At 62.9% G+C, this 18381-nt stretch carries 11 protein-coding genes and 1 tRNA gene; 5 read left to right on the forward strand and 7 right to left on the reverse strand.

The genetic code is table 11. The features are described from left to right. Position 1 precedes the first annotated feature (1 nt). Positions 2–2968, reverse strand: a complete 2967-nt coding sequence (locus CABTHER_RS07075; RefSeq protein ID WP_014099927.1) for a PAS domain S-box protein — start codon at positions 2966–2968, stop codon at positions 2–4. Between the two features lie 268 nt (positions 2969–3236). On the opposite strand from CABTHER_RS07075, the gene der reads away from it, so the two are divergent. After that, positions 3237–4676 carry a ribosome biogenesis GTPase Der gene (gene der, locus CABTHER_RS07080; protein WP_014099928.1) on the forward strand — a complete coding sequence of 480 codons (1440 nt, stop codon included), beginning with the start codon at positions 3237–3239 and terminating at the stop codon, positions 4674–4676. A gap of 23 nt (positions 4677–4699) precedes the next feature. Next, positions 4700–5674, forward strand: coding sequence for a tRNA epoxyqueuosine(34) reductase QueG (gene queG / locus CABTHER_RS07085; RefSeq protein ID WP_014099929.1), 975 nt, complete (start codon positions 4700–4702; stop codon positions 5672–5674). A gap of 21 nt (positions 5675–5695) precedes the next feature. Here queG and CABTHER_RS07090 read toward each other — a convergent pair whose 3' ends face one another. Together CABTHER_RS07090 and CABTHER_RS07095 are read right to left on the reverse strand one after the other, a co-directional pair. Beyond that, a complete protein-coding gene (locus tag CABTHER_RS07090) occupies positions 5696–7714 on the reverse strand; it encodes a tetratricopeptide repeat protein (protein ID WP_014099930.1) in 2019 nt (672 codons plus the stop codon). A 4-nt stretch (positions 7715–7718) separates the two neighbouring features. Then, positions 7719–8780 (reverse strand): ABC transporter permease, encoded by a 1062-nt coding sequence (locus CABTHER_RS07095; RefSeq protein ID WP_014099931.1) that lies wholly within the window; start codon positions 8778–8780, stop codon positions 7719–7721. Positions 8781–8964: 184 nt separating this feature from the next. On the opposite strand from CABTHER_RS07095, the gene CABTHER_RS07100 reads away from it, so the two are divergent. Beyond that, a complete protein-coding gene (locus CABTHER_RS07100; RefSeq protein ID WP_014099932.1) occupies positions 8965–9819 on the forward strand; it encodes a DUF445 domain-containing protein in 855 nt (284 codons plus the stop codon). 50 nt (positions 9820–9869) lie between these two features. Here CABTHER_RS07100 and CABTHER_RS07105 read toward each other — a convergent pair. Together CABTHER_RS07105 and CABTHER_RS07110 are read right to left on the reverse strand one after the other, a co-directional pair. Further along, a tRNA-Arg gene (locus tag CABTHER_RS07105) sits at positions 9870–9943 on the reverse strand. Between the two features lie 72 nt (positions 9944–10015). Then, positions 10016–10729 carry a DUF2499 domain-containing protein gene (locus CABTHER_RS07110; RefSeq protein ID WP_014099933.1) on the reverse strand — a complete coding sequence of 238 codons (714 nt, stop codon included), beginning with the start codon at positions 10727–10729 and terminating at the stop codon, positions 10016–10018. Positions 10730–10853: 124 nt separating this feature from the next. On the opposite strand from CABTHER_RS07110, the gene CABTHER_RS07115 reads away from it, so the two are divergent. Next, positions 10854–11792, forward strand: coding sequence for an ABC transporter ATP-binding protein (locus CABTHER_RS07115; RefSeq protein WP_014099934.1), 939 nt, complete (start codon positions 10854–10856; stop codon positions 11790–11792). A gap of 28 nt (positions 11793–11820) precedes the next feature. On the opposite strand, the gene CABTHER_RS07120 is transcribed toward CABTHER_RS07115, so the two are convergent. After that, positions 11821–13314 carry a mechanosensitive ion channel family protein gene (locus tag CABTHER_RS07120; RefSeq protein WP_014099935.1) on the reverse strand — a complete coding sequence of 498 codons (1494 nt, stop codon included), beginning with the start codon at positions 13312–13314 and terminating at the stop codon, positions 11821–11823. Between the two features lie 185 nt (positions 13315–13499). Between CABTHER_RS07120 and CABTHER_RS07125 the strand changes: the two genes are divergently transcribed. After that, on the forward strand, positions 13500–14453 hold the full coding sequence (locus CABTHER_RS07125) for an FAD-dependent oxidoreductase (protein ID WP_014099936.1): 954 nt from the start codon (positions 13500–13502) through the stop codon (positions 14451–14453). Positions 14454–14502: 49 nt separating this feature from the next. Here CABTHER_RS07125 and CABTHER_RS07130 read toward each other — a convergent pair whose 3' ends face one another. After that, positions 14503–18354 carry a UvrD-helicase domain-containing protein gene (locus tag CABTHER_RS07130; RefSeq protein ID WP_041569132.1) on the reverse strand — a complete coding sequence of 1284 codons (3852 nt, stop codon included), beginning with the start codon at positions 18352–18354 and terminating at the stop codon, positions 14503–14505. Between the last annotated feature and the right edge of the window lie 27 nt (positions 18355–18381).

Consider the following 18381-nt stretch of genomic DNA (forward strand, 5'->3'; position numbering starts at 1 on the left):
CCTATTCCTTCGGAGCAACGGCTTCGAGCGTCACGATGGCTTCACATCCGCCGGTCGGCACGGGGCGGAGTTCAACCGTGCCGTTCATCTTGGTGATGAGCTTCCGGGTGATGACGAGTCCCAGCCCGGTGCCGTGCGGCTTCGAGGTGTAAAACGGCTTGAAGAGCTGGTCAAGCTGCTGGGGCGTCAACCCAACGCCGTTATCCGCAATGACAATACTCACCAGATGCTCGCGCCGAAAAACGCGCAGCGTAATGGTCGGATCATCGCAGCCCTCAAGGGCATCCGCTGCATTGGTGACGAGGTTGAGCAGGGCCTGATGCAGCGCCCGCTGGTCGGCGCGGACCGTACCGGCATCCTTTTCAAACCGGTATTCCAGCCGGATGCCGCGCTTGGCAAAGTCCTCTTCGATGAGTGAGCAGAAACGCTCCAGAAACGGCACAATCGGCAACGGCTCCAGCACCGGCGTTTCATACAGGCTGAAGGAACGCAGGGTTTTGAGCAGGTATTCCACCCGGCTGATTTCCGCCAGTGAACGGTCGAGATACTTTGCGATGGTGGCGCGCGAAGGATTCTCCATCTGTTTCAGTACCGTCAGCGCCGTTTTGACGGAGTTGATGGGATTGCCCATTTCGTGCCGGATGCCGGAGAAGATATATCCGGTCGTCTCCATGACATTGACGGCCTCGGCAATGGATTCGTAGCGGAGCTGTTCGGTGACATCCCGGCACACGGCGACAATGTTCTGGAGACGGCCGGCTTCGTCCCACACGGGAGACACTGAGGCTTCTTCCTGGTAGGTCGTGCCGTCTTTGCGGCGGGCCGTGTAGATACCGTGCCACTCGCGCCCGGATTGCAGCGCCCGGAAGATTTCGTCGCGGAGGCTGGCCTGAACGGGGCCCACCGGCAGCTCAAAGAACTGGCAGCCATAGGCAGACTCACGCACCAGCCCCGTGGTCTTTTCAAACGCCGGATTGACGTACTGGACATAGCCGGAGCCGTCCAGCATGACGACGGCCTCGGCAATCTGCTCAATGGCCGCCGTCAGCCGCCGCATCGCACTGTCTGCCTGACGGCGTGCAGTGATGTCCTTGATGACGTGCACCCATCCCGTCCCTATCCCGCGTTCCTGTGGAATCCAGTAACTGCTCATTTCAAACCACCGGTCATGACCGGGAAGTTGAAATTCCGGCGGGTCGCCGACAGCTTCACGCAGGTTTCTGGCCGTGTCCGCCAGGTGCGGGAAGAAATGACGAACGGTCGGCTGGCCGATGATGTCCCGGTAGGTTGTGCCGAGAAACGTCACCACGGCCTGATTGCACCGACGAAGCCGCCCTTGGGGGTCTTCCAGCAGAATGAGGTCTGAAATGGCATCCACCGTGGCCGACCATTCCTCATCGCGGCGGCGGAGCACCTCCACCATGGCCTTCTGTGGCGTCAGGTCTTCGACAATGACCACGAGAGTCTGGTCGGACATCACCGGCACCAGGGACAGCCGAACCGGCACAAAACATCCATCTTTTCGGCGTACACTGGTTTCGATGTCTTCGACGCCGCCTCCCCGGTGCAGCAGCCGGCGGACGGCTTCCCGCAAGGTGAGGCGACGGTGACGGCTCAGGAAGCCGCTCACGCGCTGACGGAGAAGTTCTGACGCCGGAACGCCCAGGATGTGGCTCAGCGCCCGATTGGCAAGCTTCAGGCGTCCGTGGGCATCCAGCACCCCGATGCCGTCGGGAATGGCCTCGATGACCCGGCGCATAAACTGGTTCGCCTGCTGGAGTTGCTCCCGCGCCAGGTGTTGTTCAGTAGATTCCTCGTGGGCCACGACGATCGGCGCTTCCGGCAAATCCGCCGACCGGGCAACGCGCGCTATGAACCACCGTCTGGCCCATGGGCTGTGACAGGGATACTCCAGGGTGTAAGCCGCCTTTCCAGCCAGGACCTGCCGGATGCCACGGGCCAGGGCGTGAGCAACCTCGCTTTCAGGGCCTGTCGCCTGCTCACACAGGGCCAGATAGTTCATCCCGATGCCGAAGTTGCCAGTCTGAAGCCCGTTTTCCCGCGCAAAGCGTTTCCACGCTTCATTGACCTCCAGAATGACGCCGTTCTGATCCAGAACGGCAATGTGGGCGGACAGGGTATCGAGCGTGGACTGGAGCATCACCTGCCACTTCCGAAGCTGGTTCTCGGCCTTCTTGCGCTCGGTGATGTCCCGGACAATGAGGGTATAAAACCGCCTGCCGCCGGAATGAAACTCCCCGGCCGTGACTTCAACCATCCGCCCCGGCGCGCCCGGAAAACAACTCTCCGTCTCCACCGGAAGCGCGCCCAGGTTTTCCGGTGCGATGGCGAGCAGTTCACCAATCGGCCGTCCCAGAAGGTTTTCGGCAGCCGCAGCGAACAGGTTTGCCGCCGACGGATTGGCGGAAACGACGGTCAGTGTCTGGTCAAGTGTCAGGATGGCATCCGACGCATGGCGAATGACGGATTGCAGCCGGGTTTCTGTTTCGCGCAGTTGACGGTTGCGGCGGTGGGCATTGATCAGTCCAGCAGCCCGGAACCGCAGCGCCAGTGGGCTGGGGGGTTTGGCCATATAGTCAGTGGCGCCGGCCGCAAAGGCTTGCCCAATGCTCTCCTCATCCACGTCTGCGGTCAGCATGAGAATGGGGATGTCGGCCGTTTCCGGACGCATGCGCAGCGCAGCACAGGTCTGGATGCCATCCAGGCGCGGCATGCGGATGTCAAGCAGAACCAGGTCGGGCGTAGTGGTTTCCACCAGCCGGAGGGCTTCCTCTCCATCCCAGGCTCTCAGGACTTCGAGGCCATCACTTTCGAGCAGGTCACCGAGCAACTCACAAAGCTGGAAGTCATCGTCAACCACCAGAACAACCGGTGTTCCGTCTGTTGCCGAGGTCGTCTCCACAACGGGATGCACCGTCGGGTTTGAAGGCGCGCAAGCTGAAACCATGGGTCAACGCGGCATCTTTCGATGAGATACGGCATCCCGGAACAGGGCCAAGGCCAGCGGGGGCGCTTCCCGGAGTGTATTCCACTTGCTGACACGTCTGCACGCTTTTTTGTGATGAAAAACACACTTGACCTGAACGGGCGAGGTATATCTGGAAAACACTACGACGCAGCGCATCCGGCAACGTGTATCATCTGCCTTTGCAACTGCGCCACGGCGGGAACGTCCTCCCCTGGCGACGCCTCCTGTCCCCTGACCCAAACCAACGATGCCGCACCCAACTCCACCACTTCCGCCTGAAAGCTCCACGCCCGACGACGGGATTCCCATCGAGCAGCTTTCTGACCTCGTGGATGAACTGCCTCCCGCGCTGCAACCGCCCCAACCGTTACCCAGTGTGGTCATCCTGGGGCGGCCGAACGTCGGCAAATCCACGCTGTTCAACAAGCTGGTCGGCCGTCGGCAGGCCATTGTCGGTGACGAGCCGGGCATTACCCGTGACCGTCACTACGGCGTTGTCGAATGGCTGGGGCGCAGTTTTGAACTTGTCGATACCGGCGGCATCGTGCCCGATGAGGAAGCCATCATCCCGGCCAATATCTTCAAGCAAGCTTCACGCGCCATCGAAGAGGCCGATTTACTGCTGTGGGTGGTAGATGCGCGCGAAGGCATTACGCCACTTGATGAAGAAATCGCACGGCATATCCACACCACGGGCAAGCCGGTGTTTGTCGTGGCCAACAAGGTGGAGTCAGCCCAGGTCCGTACGGCTGCCGGTGAGTTTTACCGGTTTGGCTTTGACCGCCTCTTTCCCGTCTCGGCCGAGCATGGCACGGGTACAGCCGAACTTCTGGACGAAATTCTGGCTGTAACAAATGCTCCAGCCACTGCCGTGCGCCCGTCAGAACGCATCCGGGTGGCTGTCATTGGTCGCCCCAACGTCGGCAAGTCTTCGCTGGTCAATGCCATCCTTGGTGAAGAACGGGTCATCGTCAGCCCCATTCCCGGCACGACCCGCGACGCCATAGATACCGACCTCATCCACAACGGACGGCCCTTCACGCTCATTGACACCGCCGGCATCCGTCGCAAAGGACGGACCACCGCCATGGCCGAGAAACTTTCGGTCATCATGGCGCGCAAAGCCCTGGCGCGAACCGATGTGGCCATTCTGCTGCTCGATGCCGTGGAAGGCCCCACCCATCTGGATGAAGTCATTGCTGGCTATGCCCTCGAAAGCGGCACGTCCATCCTGATCGCCCTCAACAAATGGGACCTCATCAAAAAAGACGCCCATACCGCCAGCCTCTACGAACGGCAACTGCGCGAGCGGGTGAAGTTTCTGGACTATGCTCCGGCGGTCTTCGTCTCGGCCCTGACCGGGCAACGGGTGACGCGCCTGCTTGACCTTGCCGCCCGTGCTTATGACGCGCGTTACCGACGGATACCCACCGGCGAACTCAATCGTTTCTTTGCGGAATACCTCGAAACGCCGCGCGCCACCCTGCCAACCAACAAGCCAGTCAAAGTGCACTATGTGACGCAGGCGCGCAGTGTGCCGCCGACGTTCGTCCTGTTTACGAATACAACCGAAAAGCTCCACTTTTCTTATGTCCGCTATGTGGAAAACCGGCTGCGCGAAAACTTCGACTTTTTTGCGACGCCGCTGCGCATTGTGTCGCGCCCGCGGACGGCCAAAAAACGCTAATCCCCCATCGTTTGCATCTGCCCATGCCGCCTCCCGCCGATGACCAGCCAGCAGCGGTAGCCGCGTTTACAGCCCGTCTCAAAGCGCAGGCACTGGCGCTGGGGTTCTCCAAAGTGGGCATTGCGCGCGCCGAACCGCTGGCGGACGAAGGCATGCGGCTCCACGAATGGCTTGCCCGTGGCTATCACGCCACCATGCACTGGATGGCACGCACAGCGGACAAGCGTACAGACCCGGCCCAACTGCTCCCCAACGTCAAATCGGTGGTGGCCGTGGCACTCAACTACGATACGCCGCCGCGCCACGTCGAAGCCCCGGACATCGGCAAAATTTCGCGCTACGCCTGGGGCGACGACTACCACGATGTCATGGGCGAAAAGCTGAAGGCGCTGCTGGCATGGGTGACAGCCGAACGCCCGGAAGCCCACGGCTACATCGCCGTGGATGCCCAACCCGCTATGGACAAAGCCTGGGCCGTGCGCGCCGGACTCGGCTGGCTCGGCAAGCACAGCAACGTCATCACCCGTGAGTTTGGCTCGTGGGTCTTTCTTGGCGAACTGTTCCTCGACATTGACCTCGAACCCGAAACGGAACTCGTCCCGGATCACTGCGGCACGTGTACGGCCTGCCTGGAAGCCTGCCCGACTCAGGCGATTGTCGCACCGTACGTCGTGGACGCCCGGCAGTGTATTGCCTTTGCCACCATCGAGTCGAAAAGCGAAACCCCGGAGCTGCCCACACACGGGTGGGTCTTCGGGTGCGATGTGTGCCAGGACGTGTGCCCATGGTCACGGTTTCGCCAGCCGACGACCGAAGCACGCTTTCTGCCCCACCCTGACCTGATTGCCCCACGTCTGGACGAACTCGCCGCGCTGACGCCGGAAGGCTTCCGGGAGCGTTTTGCCGGCACGCCTGTTCTGCGCGCCAAGCATCGCGGACTGCTCCGCAACGTCGAAGCGGCACGCGCCCAGACCACCGCGCCGGAGCAACCGGATTGAAAATACCGTGGAAAGACCGGCTCAGGGAGCCAGCGCCGCCTCGAAGCCTTCGAGCGAACCGTGCAGCCGTTTGTACACGGCTTCCAGTTTGGCGCGGCGCTCGGCAGCCGTCGGGGCCTGGGCGTCGTAGCCGAGCCGGTACGCCTCGAAGGCTTCCGCGTCCTGCTTCATTGCTTCAAGAACCGTCCCCAACCGCCAGGCGGCTTCACGGCGTGACGGCGCATTCGGATAGGCTTTCACCGCCTCACGCAGCCGGACGGTGGCGGCCGCCGTCTCGCCCTGCCTGTAAAGTATCCAGCCCAGTGTCATCTGCGCGCGCACGTAAAACTCCGCCAGGCGGTCTTCGGCCCGTGGGCTGTCCACGCCTCCCCCGGCCACCCGCGCGGCATCCGACGCAGCATCAATAGCCTGTCGGGCAAAACGTTCGGCAATACCGAGTTCCCCCACTTCAGCGAGCATCCCGGCAGCGCGCAACAAACGCCATCCCCGTCCGGGGTCTTTACCGGCGACAAACTCCTTGGCTGCGAGTTCAAGTGGCGAATCAGTCAGTCCGCTCTTTGGCAGGCTGCCGGCGCGGGCCTGCTTGGCCAGCAGGGCAAAGCGTACGTAACGCTCGATAAATGCCATTTCCTCGTCGGTAAGCAGCGGGGAAGCCACCAGCAATGAGGCGCGGCGTTCGAGGTCGAGCAACCGCGAGAGACGTGCGCTGCGCACCGGCAGCGTCCCGCCCAGAACGGCCTCAAATTCGCCGTCGGGTGTGACCTTGAGGAAGGCTTCAAAGGGTTCCAGCGCCTGTTCGTAGGCGTTGGCCAGAATCAGTGTCGCCCCCAGTTCAAACTGGAGCGTGGCAAACTGGGCGGTTTGCAGGGCTTCCCCCAGAATGTTCTCCGCCTCAGCCAAATCACCAGCCCGCCGCATCAGATGGGCTTCGACGATGCGCAGCCAGGGATAGTTCGGCTGAAGGCGCTTGGCCTGCATGCCAGCGGCGATGGCGGCGGACACATTCCCGTTGGCGGCATGCGTGTAGGCCAGTTGGGTCAGAAAACGCACATCCCGGGGATTGATGGTGAGCATACGCGCCATGGGGGCAATGGCTTCACTTTCCTGTCCCCGGGCCAGATAGCACATCGCCAGCCCGCCCCACGCCGTCGGGTGCTCCGGCTCGATGTCAAGCTGTCGGCGGTAGTTGGCTTCAGCTTTTTCGTAATCCCCGGCTGCGCGCTGGAGATCAGCCAGCGCCGCCCAGGCCACCCGGCTTTTTGGATCGAGTTCAAGCGCCCGCTGAAAGGCGGCAGCCGCATCGTCCAGACGGAGGCCCATCTGATAGGCCACGCCCAGACTGTGCCACAGCGTTGCAGATGTGGCATCAAGTTCGAGAGCGCGCTTGAACACTTGCTGAGCGTCGGCCGGGACTTCCAGACTCAGGTAAAACAGCCCGACCTGTTCGAGCGCCTTGACTTCGTTCCAGGCCCGGGACTGAAACTCGCGCATCAGCAGGACAGCTTCCGTACGCCGCCCCTGCGTTGCCAGCAGCAATGGCATCGGCAGGATGAGCGATTGAAAGACAGGGGCGGCTTCCGCTTCGGGCAACATGTTGAACGCCTGGCGAAACGTGCGCTGCGCCGCTTCGACATCCCCGGCGCGCAACTGCTGCTCACCAAGCTGGCCCTGTACGCGCACGAGCGCCTTCCGGGCCGCACGCTGAAGCGGCGAGACCGGGTGGGTCCGCAAAAACGTCTCAAGCTGGTGGGCCTGTTCGTCAAGCGTCGCGGCGGCAAGGGCTGCGTCGAGGTCCATCTGCTCACGCAGCAGGTCGCTGGTGGTCGTGGGGGGTGTCAACACCACCATGGACACTGGCGGTTCGTCACGGGTCGGTTCCGTCGCGGCCGGCGGCTTGGGGCGGGAAGTGCCAGCCGCCGCGCCGGATTGGGCTGGAACGAACTGGGCCACGGCCACGGAAGCCGGCCAGCCCAGAAGACAACACAGGGAAACACAGCGGACAGCACGGCGCAGCACAGCAGCAGGTATGGAAGGCAGCATAGGTTCAGACTTCAGACTTGGTGAGCCGGGCAAAGGCCGCGCGCACCGGATATTCACAAGCCACGCACAGGATGATGACCGCCTGTAAAACAATCGTCAGGTCCTTGGAAACGCGGTCGGTAAAAATCCCGATGAAAAGCTGGGAGCGAATCAACGCGCCGAACAGAATCGCCGCCAGCACGATGCCCACCGGATGGTTGCGCCCCAGCAAAGCGACGGCAATGCCGGTGAAGCCGTAGCCCGGCGAAAAACCATCGTAGTACCGATGCCGGTAGCCCAGCACCTCGCTGGTGGCCACCAGCCCGGCCAGCGCCCCGCTGAGCGCCATGGCCAGCACCATGTTGCGTGGCACACTGATGCCGCCATACTCGGCCGCCGTCGGACTGCTTCCGACGGCACGCAGTTCATAGCCCCATTTCGTTTTCCAGAGAAAGACATAGACAGCGGCACAGGCCAGCAGGGCGATGAAAAAGCCCAGGCTCAGCGGGATGCGTTCGGGAATGGCCGGAATCAACCGGTGCATGCGCGCCAGCCAGGCCCCCGGCACAATTTCGTGCGTCTGGAGAATCGGATCGCCCGCCTCGCGGTAGTGATACTGCACCAGGTAACTGACCAGACCAGCGGCGATGAAGTTCATCATGATGGTGTTGATGACTTCATGCGCGCCAAAGCGCGCTTTGAGCAGTCCCGGCACAGCCGCCCACAGGGCACCGGCCAGCATTGCCGCCAGAATGCAGGCCGGCAGCAGCAGCGGTGACGGGAGACTCGTCAGCGTGAAGCCCACCCAGGCGGCCGCAAAGGCCCCGACCGTGAGTTGCCCCTCTGCGCCGATGTTGAGCAAACCGCACTTGAAGGCCACCGCCACGGCCAACCCTGTAAAGATGAGCGGTGTCGCGTAAAAGAGCGTGTAACTGATGCCATCCAGAGAGCCAAAGGCGCTCGAAAAGAACAGCTCATACACCGCCAGGGGACTGTCGCCCATAACCAGAACAATGCCGCCCCCCAGAACGAACGCAAACACGACAGCCAGCGCCGGAAACAACAGATCGAGAACAAACTTTTTCATCAGTGCCCTACCAGACATCACCACCGGGATGCCCTACGATACCACCAAATCCCGCGCCTGATTTCCAGATGCAAAGCATCCCGGCGGCGGGTTACACTGCCGGACGCAGCCACCGGCGCGCGGCAGCCACGGTTTCACCCGGCCGCGTGCAACCTTGTCCCGGCATCCTACACGGCGCACGGTCATGAACTTCCTGCGCTTGCTTTTCGATTGCAGCCCCCTGCTCATCGCTACGGCACACGGTTACGGCGCGGCCTGGCTGGCGGTCAGGATGCTCTTTCGCCCGCTCAAGCCGGTTTATGTCTTTGGCTGGAAACTGCCGTTTACGCCGGGACTGCTTCCGGCCGAACGGGAGCGTTTCGTGGATGCCCTGGCCGGCGTCATTGCGGAAAAGCTTCTGACGGCGGACATCCTGGCGGCTGCCTTCCATGAACTCCGGCTGGACACCGACGTGGAACGGCTCGCCCGCTCGCGCTATGCCGAACGGTCGCAGCCCGACGCCCTGCTTCCGGCCGTCGCCGGGCGCATCACGGAGATGCTGACCACACTCAAAAACTCCTCCGAGGCCAAGTGGCGTATTGCCCACGAACTGCGCGCCGTGGTCATCCGGCGGCTCGAACGCGATTACCACCCGGCCGTCCGCCAGACGGCGACCTTTCTGGTGGGCGATGCCCTGGTGTACCGCATTGTGGACCGCGCTATCAACAACCTGGCTGACCAGCTCTCCGAAAGTATGGCCATCCGGGAAGTCATGGACGAAGCCCTGCGCCGCCTGCCGGAAGCCATCTTCACCAGCGAGCGCCCCCTGCAACAGCGCATTGCCCAGGACATCGTCCGTCACCTCAGCGAACGCCTCGACATCAAGGGCATCATCAAGCGGCGTTTTGAGACCTTCTCGAATGACATCTTTGAGAGTCTCGTCTATGAAACAGCCGGACGGGAACTGCGGGGCATCATGGTGTTTGGAACGTATGTCGGTTTTGCGGTCGGCGTCCTCCAAACCGGCGTCAACCTCTGGCGCACTCTGGCCGGTCATTAGCTGCCAGCAGCCACTCCCACGGCACGGCCTCGGCCATACCCGCCGGTGGATGCGCCCGGAGAGACTCGAACTCCCAACCCTCAGATCCGAAGTCTGATGCTCTATCCAATTGAGCTACGGGCGCAGACGCGGCCGGCGTTCTGCCGTATAGCGCGCCGCGGCCGGGCTTTTCAAGCGTCTGCCAAGGGAACGGTTTTCAGGCTGGGACAGTCGTCGCCAGCGCTGGCGCAGTTTCCAGCGACCGCAATGACCGCCGCAACCCAAGCACCAGCACCAAATTGGCCACCGTCATCGTGCCCTCGGCAATGCCGTGCAGCCAATCCACATGGGTCAATGACGGCGCGCGATAGACCGTCCGTGCCACAATGCTTAGGGCAATGGTGACGACGACAAACAGGATGAGCAGCCCGTACCCGACAATCGTCTGGACGTTGAAGGCCGCGCGGTCCCACCGCCGGTTGACCGCCAGAAAGACCACGAACAGCAGGTAGGCCAATCCGGCCGACTGAATCATTGCGCCCCGCGTCCCGCCATAGGGCAGCCAGGCCCGCGCCAGCAGAAAGCCGCCGACAGTCAGCGTCGCCACGGCCGTGGCGGCCAGAACGAACCGTGGGTAGCGCCGCGGCCATTCGCGCAGATGCAGCGCGGCCGTCGCCAGCCCAACACTTCCGATGAGTGTCAGCAGTTCGTGCGTACGTGGAATCCACATCAGGCTGGTGTTGTCATTGGTGGCATGCCAGGCCAGGACGCACATCCCGGCGCCCCAGTGCGGCAGCATCGCCACGGCCAGCCGCCGGATGTCTGTCCGGCCCAGCACTGTTCCCAACCGCCACACCAGGGCGATGGCCAGCGTCCACTCGGTCACGCTGGCAATGTGAATGCCCCATACCGGGGGTGACAGCAAACTCATGGCGGCACCTCCCCACGAACGAAGTGGCCCACAAACGAAGTGGCGGTTGAATCAACCTCCCGTTTTCACCATACTGCGCCCACCGTACGAAAAGGGCCAGAAATGTTTGCGGGAAAAGCCAGCGATGCGACCGGTCGTTGAAATCGAGCAGCTTTCCATGGAGTACGTCACTGGCTTCTGGCGCAACAAGCGCGTCCGGTCACTGGTTGACCTGAGCCTTGAAGTCTATGCCGGCGAAGTCTTCGGGTTTCTCGGCCACAACGGTGCCGGAAAGACGACGACGCTCAAAATCCTCATGCGAATTGTCTATCCGACGGGTGGCACGGCGCGGATTCTCGGCTGCCCGCTGGATGACATGAGCATGCGGCGGCGCATTGGCTACCTGCCGGAGTCGCCGTACTTCTACGACTACCTGACCGGGTGGGAACTGCTTGACTACTTCGGCCGGCTCTGTGGTCTGGATGCGGCGCAGCGGGCCCGGCGCATTCCCGAAATGCTGGCGCTGGTTGGCATGCAGCATGCCGCCCACCGTCCGCTGCGCAAGTATTCCAAGGGCATGCTCCAGCGGATCGGCATTGCCCAGGCTATTCTGCACGACCCGGAAGTGGTCTTTCTGGACGAACCGATGACGGGACTTGATCCCATTGGACGGCGGGAAGTCCGCGACATCATGGCCAACCTGCGGGATCAGGGCAAGACGGTGTTTTTCTCGACGCACATCCTGTCGGATGTCGAGGCGCTCTGCGACCGCGTGGCCATTCTCAAGCAGGGCCGCCGCGTGGCCTATGGGACGCTGGCGGAAATTCAGGCGGGCCGGGCGGCCACGCTTGAAATCGTGGCCACGGAGACGACACCCGAAGCCGTGGCGGCACTGGAGCGTTTTGCGGCCCGCCTTCGCCGGACAGCCGCCGGGTTGCACTGCGAGTTGAAATCAGCCGACCAGGTGGGCGAAGCCGTCGCCGAGCTGCACCGCCATGGCGGACGCCTGGTTTCCATCATGCCGATCAAATCCGCGCTGGAAGAATTTTTCGTCCGGGACGAAACCCTCAGCGAGACCTTCTGACCGCCGGCCAAAGAGGTTTGCCGGCGCGTCATTCCAGCGCGAACAACCGCTTGATTTGCGCCAGCAACTGCATTGGTTCGTGCTCCACGACCGTTTCCGGTACAGCCGCCGAACGCGCGGCCTCCAGGCTCAGACGACGCGCCTCCAGACGTTCCGCCAACACCCGGCTGAAGGTCTCCGCCAGGCGGGGATTCGTTTGCAACAGGTGGCGGAACACGTCCCGGTGAATGGTGCGGACGGTCACTTCCCCCACCGCGCGAACCGTGGCCGAACGCGGCTCGCCAGTCATCAGCGCCATTTCGCCAAAGCAGTCGGGAGCACGCACCTGCCCGACTTCCAACCCATCCACTTCAACGCGCACCGTTCCTGCTTCCAGAACGAACAGGGCATCTCCCGGCTCGCCCTGTCGGACCAGAGCTTCGCCCGGCGCATAGCGCAACAACCGCATTCCCTGGGCAACCACCAGCCGTTCGGATGGTGACAGACAGGCCAGCAGCGGCACTGTGCTGAGTAACCGTTCTGATGCTTCCACGACCTGCTGCTGCTTCACTTCCGGCGACGTTGGACGCCGCAGCTCAATCCCTGTCATAGGTAGCGGCAACTCGATTGCTGCCCGGTCAAGGGCATACCACACCCGGTTGCGTACCAGGCTGGCAATGGCTTCGCGCCGGCGGAAGTTCGTAATGAAGTAGCAGACGACATACCGGATGGTCGCATTCTCCAGAAAAGCAGATAGGGCCACGAACGGTGGTGGGTCGGAGCAAATCTCCGGGATGTCCTGTATTGCCGCCAGAATGGCCGCCCGTACCCGCTCCGGCGGAATGTCGTAGGGGGCCTGCACGTAAACTTTTTGCCTCGCCAGGGAGGATGGCTTCGTATAGGTCACAATCTGGCTTTTGGCCAGCAGGCTGTTGGGAATGGTCACTTGTTCCCTGTCGAGGGTAAAAATCCTGACGGCGCGCCAGTTGATTTCGACCACTTCGCCAACCCGCTGCCCGTCGCCGAGTTGAATCCAGTCGCCGACTTCAAAGGGCTGCTGCGCCTGCAAGGTCAACCCGGCCAAAATGTTGCCCAGGGTATCCTGTAACGCCAGACCGATGATGGCGGTGAACAACGCCGACGTGACCAGCAGCGATGTCAACTGCACTCCGAGCCAACTCAGGGCTAGCAAGCCCACGGCGGCATAGACAATCCCCTGGATGATGTCGCGGAAAATCCGTTCCGCCGTCAGTCCCAACCGCCGGGCAATCCCGGCATCGAAAAAGGCCAGCACCGACAACCGCCCCAACGCCAAAGACAGACCGATAGCCGAGAGGTGACGAAAGAGCGCCGGCGGGGCAAAGCTGGACAGGAAGGCATCTGCCAGCGCCGCCACAACCGCCACGGCCACACACCACGCCGGAAAACGGAGCGCCTCCCGTACTTCCGCCGGGGCGGTTTTCCTGATGAACAGCATGGTCAGCGCGGCCGTCAGCACACCAACCACAATCCACCAGTAATAGGTAAGGTCCGTCGGGTTCATTTATCTTCCGCCCAGCCTTTCACCGGGGAAGTCTGCGCCCCCGGTTGTAAAGGCCACGGGCCACGGCTGGCAAGCGCCACACCGCCACGGCAGCGCGATTTCCCCGGCCAGTTTGCGTGACTTTGACTCGCGCCGTCCTGCCGGACATCATCGGTCACTGACATTTTTCAACCGCTCACCCCACTATGGTTACTTCCCGTTCGGCACTGGTCATCGGCTGTGGCATCTCCGGGCTGGCCTGCGCCCGGCGACTGCAAGCCGCCGGCTACCACGTCACCATCATCACCCGCGAACAGCCAAAATCCACAACTTCCAACGTCGCTGCGGCGCTCTGGTATCCCTACCGCTGCGCTCCCCGCGAAAAAGCCCTGCCATGGTCGAAGGCCACCTTTGAAGAACTCCTGCGCCAGCACCGGGACGGCGTTCCGGGCGTCACCCCGACGACGTTCATCGAGCTTTTCGACCACGACCGCCCTACACCCTGGTGGGCTGAAGCCACCGGCGGCGTCACCCGTCTCACCGGAAACGACCTGCCGCCCGGTTATGCCGTCGGCTTTGCCGCCACCGTACCGGTTGTGGAAACACCACTGTATCTCCCCTACCTCGTGGAACAGTTCTCAGCGGCAGGCGGTACACTCCAGCTCGGCGAACTCACCAGTCTGGATGAGGCCTGCGCTGCGTACCCGCTGGTCATCAACTGCTCCGGTCTGGGGGCACGGACGCTCGCCAATGACCCCGAAGTGTTCCCGATCCGCGGGCAGGTGGTACGGGTTTCCAATCCCGGCGTACGGCGTGCCCTGACCGATGACGACGGCCCACGCCGCATCAGCTACACGATCCCACGCCAGACGGATGTCATTCTGGGCGGCACGGCGCTGCCCCACGTCTGGGATACCACTCCCGATGCAGCGACAACCGAAAGAATCTTGCGCCACTGCCGCGAGCTTGAGCCGGCGCTGGCCTCAGCACAGGTGCTTGAAGTGCGGGTCGGGCTGCGTCCGGGGCGGACGGCCGTCCGCCTGGAACGGGAACACCGTGGCGTGGGCGTCGTCATTCACAACTACGGCCACGGCGGCGCGGGCTTCACCCTCGCCTGGGGCTGTGCGGACGAGGTGCTTCACCTGGCGCGTGCAACGTAACCTGCCCCCGGCGGCGGGGCTTCACACCGGCTGACACGGCGCGTACGGCTTAGCGGATGGCATCGGCACAAACATTGGCATAGCGGCAAAGCTGACACCGCGCGCCGGGTTTGGCCTCGAAGTCGGTTTCGGCAAACGTCCGAATCGCCACCAGCTCGCTGATGACCTTGTTGACCGCGTGGGCAGTGGCTTCCTTTCCGGCCTGATTGGCCGGCAGTTCAAACTTCTCATCCGGGGCCAGAAAGTGCAGCGTGGCGCGTACTTCCTTCACGTTGGGCGTCAGTTCCCACAGCGCCAGGGCGTAGATTTGCAACTGCAAGCGGTACCAGGCGACCTTTTCAGCCTTTTCCGCCGCAAAGCCTGGGGCTCCGGGCCGGGTCGCAAAGGCATTGGTCTTGAAATCCACCACGTGCGCCGTCACCCCCTGCCCGCCGGGACGGGGCGTGATCAGCACCTTGTCCATGGCTCCCGTGACCAATGCCGCGTCGCACCGGATGGTGAAGACGCGCTCACTCCAGACTTCGCAGCCGCTGGACGGCTCCCGCGCCTGACGCTGTACCGCATCAATTTCCTTCCGAAAGTCGCTTTCGGCATATCGCTTTGCCAGCCACCACACGTCGTCTAGGATGGCCTCGTCATCAAGCATCACACCTTCCAGCCGTCCCTCCGCCCGCAGCGACGCCACGGCGCGTTGCAGGGCCGCCCGCAGCGCCCGGTTATCGGTATCTTCGGGTTGCAGGTCCTCGCACAGCCTGTGAACGATGAGACCACGTATGGCCGGCGAAAGCCGCGCCTGCCCCTCCGGGCGTTCGGTATCTTCGACGGGCCGGCGCTCCAGCCCGGCCTCGTCTTCCAGCGGGTCGAGAAAGCGCGCAAAGTAGTATTGGCGGGGGCAGTGGGCAAAGCTGTTCAACTGGGCCACCGAGTAGTGATACTGCCCATGTATGGCTTTCGGGTCAGGCGCAACCGTTTCCAGTTGGTCCTCAAGTTGACGGATAAGTTCCCGGCGTGCCCGTTCGCGCTGCCTGGCATCGGCTGCCGCCTGCGCGACAAACGCCTCCCGGCTGGATGGTTCCGGGAGCGGGGTTGGGTCTGCATTCCCTGGCACGGCCGGGACGCTGTCCCGCAGGACGAGAATCCGGGCCGCGTCGAGTTGCACTTCCATCCCGGCAGGCCCCACGTCCGGGGGGGCGCTTCCGGCATCCTCTTCAGGCAGCAGCCACGGACTCAGCCAGTCCAGAAAACTCTGGACGGAACTGCCTTCCGCATTTCCGGTTTTGGGTCGCGCCGCGGCCGAGAGAATGAGGGCGTCCTGGGCGCGCGTCATGGCCACGTAAAGCTGGCGCATCCGCTCGAACTGCTCCCGGCGCTCAATCCTTTCCAGCGCCATGCTTTTCAGCGCCGTGGGCCGCCGCCGGCCCAGCATGTCGGGCACATCGAAGCCCAGGCCGCTGTTCCGCTCGAAAACGAACTTCCCGGCGCTTTGCCGCCAGCGGCGTTGCAGGTCCGGCAGGACGACAACCGGAAACTCCAGCCCCTTGGACTTGTGAATCGTCAGCAGCGCCACGGCGTCAAGACCAAGTTCAAGCTGGGCTTCGGCTTCGCGGGCATCAAGGCGGCGAAACTCGCGGATGTAGGCGACGAAATCCCGCAGCAGATGCGTCTCGCGGCTGGCAAAGCCCCGGGCCAGCGCCACCAGCTTGTCGAGATTGGACAACCGCTGTGGGCCGTCTTCGGCTCCGGCGCACACGATGTCATAGCCTGTCCGGCGAATAGCCTGCTCGATGAGGTCAGGCAGCGGCAGGCGGTTCCGTACGGCCAGCAACTCTTCCAGAATTTCGACAGCCTCTTCCAGCAGGGCGCGCTGCTCACTGGCAAGTGCGGCCTGTTTCTGTTCGGCTTCGCGGCGCAGTTGGCTGTACAGCGAAACCCACTGGTCGGACGCATTGGCAGCCGTCCACCGCAGCCACAGCAGGGTTTCATCCGACAGCCCGAACAGCGGCGAGCGCAGTACACCGGCCAGCGCAATGTCATCCGCGCGATTGTCGAGAAATGCCAGCAGGTTCAGCAGGTCGGAGACCTCCGGGCGTCCGTAGAAGCCGTGTCCGGCGACGACATAGCACGGCACACCGGCCCGCCGCAGCGCGCGTTCGTAGGTCTTGACATCCGTCAGCGCCCCAAACAGGAAGGCAATGTCGCGGTAGGTCGGCGGCCGGGGCGTCCCCTGCGCGGTATTGACCAGCGGGATTTGCTGCTCCACCAGCTCCCGTACGTACCCGGCCAGCCGTTCGGACTCGATGTCACGCAGCGATTCGTCGTACGGCGAGGGCTTCTCATCGTCCTTCTTATCGTCCTTGGGCATTTCCGTGTAGAGAAAGACTACCGCTGGCTGCCCTGTGTTGAGCGCCGCGCGAAAGGCCACGCCCGGCTCGTGCGCCACGAATCCGCTCTGCCGCAGTTCGGCCGGCTGGCTTCCTTCCGGCGCGGCCATGATGCGGCTGAAGATGGCATTGAAAAAATCCACCAGGCGCGGGTCGCTGCGAAAGTTGACCTCCAGACGGAGATGCTGCCCCCCTTTTGCCGTCACCGAATCAATGGTTTCGTCAAAAACCTCGACTTCCGCCCCACGAAAGGCATAGATGGATTGCTTGCGGTCGCCGACGAAGAAAAACGTCCGGTTGCCGCCGCTGGCAGGTTTGGACGTGAGAGCGTCGAGGCCGAGGTCTCCGAGAATATCCCGTTGAAGGTGATTCGTGTCCTGAAACTCATCCACCAGAAAGTGCCGGTAGCGTTCCTGGACGCGCCGTCGGATGTCGGCGGACTCCAGCAACTCACGCGCCCGCAGTTGCAGGTCCTCGAAATCGAGCGCCGCCGATTCGTTTTTGGCTTTGGTGTAGAGAAACTCCACGCTCCGCAACACTTGGAAGACCGCCTGCTGGTAGTCCCGCGCACAGACATCGAAATAGATGGCTTCGAGCTGTCCCCCGCCCTGGCTGCGGGTTCCGAGCGACTCCTGCAGCGGTTTGACCGCCTTGCCCACATTGCCGTGCGCAGCCGGCAGGGCTTCGCGCAACCGCGCCAGCGTCGCCAGAAATGCCGGCAGCGCGTCCACTGATGGAGCCGCCTGCTGCAACCCATTGGCTTCCCGGTTCCAGACAGCCAGAAACGCCTCGGCTGCTTCCAGGGTTTTGCCGGTCTTTTTGGCGCGCTTTTCCTCGTCAATGGCCGTTTTCAGCGCCGCCACATGCTGCTCTACGGACTGCAAGGCGGTTGTGTAATCAGCCAGCGTCAGAGTGTTCTGCGCGGTGATGCGCTCGGCTTCGTCCAGAGGAATACCCAGGCTGCGGAGCTGGTTGAACACCTGCTTGAGTTCGGCAATGAGCGTTGCCCGGCCATAAGCCGCCACCAGTTCCGCCACCCGGTCATCACCCTGGTCAATCGCGCCGGTGACGGCCTGCTGCGCCGCCTGATCGAGCATGACGGCCGCCGTGTATTCATCAAGCGTGGTAAAGGTCGGATCAACTTTAGCAGCAAGGGGAAACTCGTGCAGCAGCCGCGAACAAAAGCTGTGAATCGTGCCGATGGCGGCGGCTTCAAGCTGGCGCTTGCGCTGCCGCCACAGAAGCTCTGCGCCTGTCCCCTGACAGGCCACAATCTGCTCCTCAAGGCGCTGCCGGATGCGCTCGCGCATTTCGTTGGCGGCCTTGTTCGTAAAGGTGATGGCTACGATGTTTTCGACGCCGACACCCGGCTGTTCGAGCAGGTGCAGGAAACGCTCGGTCAGCACGCGCGTCTTGCCGGCGCCCGGGCCGGCCGTGACGACCAGCGGGCGGTCAAGGACCTCGATGGCCGCCTGCTGGTCATCCGTCAAGCCTGTCGTGGGATTGAGTGTGACAACCATCGCTTTCACCTGAAAAACCAATACCGG

The sequence above is a fragment of the Chloracidobacterium thermophilum B genome (assembly GCF_000226295.1).
Lineage (GTDB): Bacteria > Acidobacteriota > Blastocatellia > Chloracidobacteriales > Chloracidobacteriaceae > Chloracidobacterium > Chloracidobacterium thermophilum.

What these genes read in the sequence shown, in the direction of transcription:
- CABTHER_RS07075 (WP_014099927.1), bottom strand. Translation starts at nt 2,968, where the DNA reads ATGGTTTCAGCTTGCGCGCCTTCAAACCCGACGGTGCATCCCGTTGTG.
- der (WP_014099928.1), top strand. Translation starts at nt 3,237, where the DNA reads ATGCCGCACCCAACTCCACCACTTCCGCCTGAAAGCTCCACGCCCGAC.
- queG (WP_014099929.1), top strand. Translation starts at nt 4,700, where the DNA reads ATGCCGCCTCCCGCCGATGACCAGCCAGCAGCGGTAGCCGCGTTTACA.
- CABTHER_RS07090 (WP_014099930.1), bottom strand. Translation starts at nt 7,714, where the DNA reads ATGCTGCCTTCCATACCTGCTGCTGTGCTGCGCCGTGCTGTCCGCTGT.
- CABTHER_RS07095 (WP_014099931.1), bottom strand. Translation starts at nt 8,780, where the DNA reads ATGAAAAAGTTTGTTCTCGATCTGTTGTTTCCGGCGCTGGCTGTCGTG.
- CABTHER_RS07100 (WP_014099932.1), top strand. Translation starts at nt 8,965, where the DNA reads ATGAACTTCCTGCGCTTGCTTTTCGATTGCAGCCCCCTGCTCATCGCT.
- CABTHER_RS07110 (WP_014099933.1), bottom strand. Translation starts at nt 10,729, where the DNA reads ATGAGTTTGCTGTCACCCCCGGTATGGGGCATTCACATTGCCAGCGTG.
- CABTHER_RS07115 (WP_014099934.1), top strand. Translation starts at nt 10,854, where the DNA reads ATGCGACCGGTCGTTGAAATCGAGCAGCTTTCCATGGAGTACGTCACT.
- CABTHER_RS07120 (WP_014099935.1), bottom strand. Translation starts at nt 13,314, where the DNA reads ATGAACCCGACGGACCTTACCTATTACTGGTGGATTGTGGTTGGTGTG.
- CABTHER_RS07125 (WP_014099936.1), top strand. Translation starts at nt 13,500, where the DNA reads ATGGTTACTTCCCGTTCGGCACTGGTCATCGGCTGTGGCATCTCCGGG.
- CABTHER_RS07130 (WP_041569132.1), bottom strand. Translation starts at nt 18,354, where the DNA reads ATGGTTGTCACACTCAATCCCACGACAGGCTTGACGGATGACCAGCAG.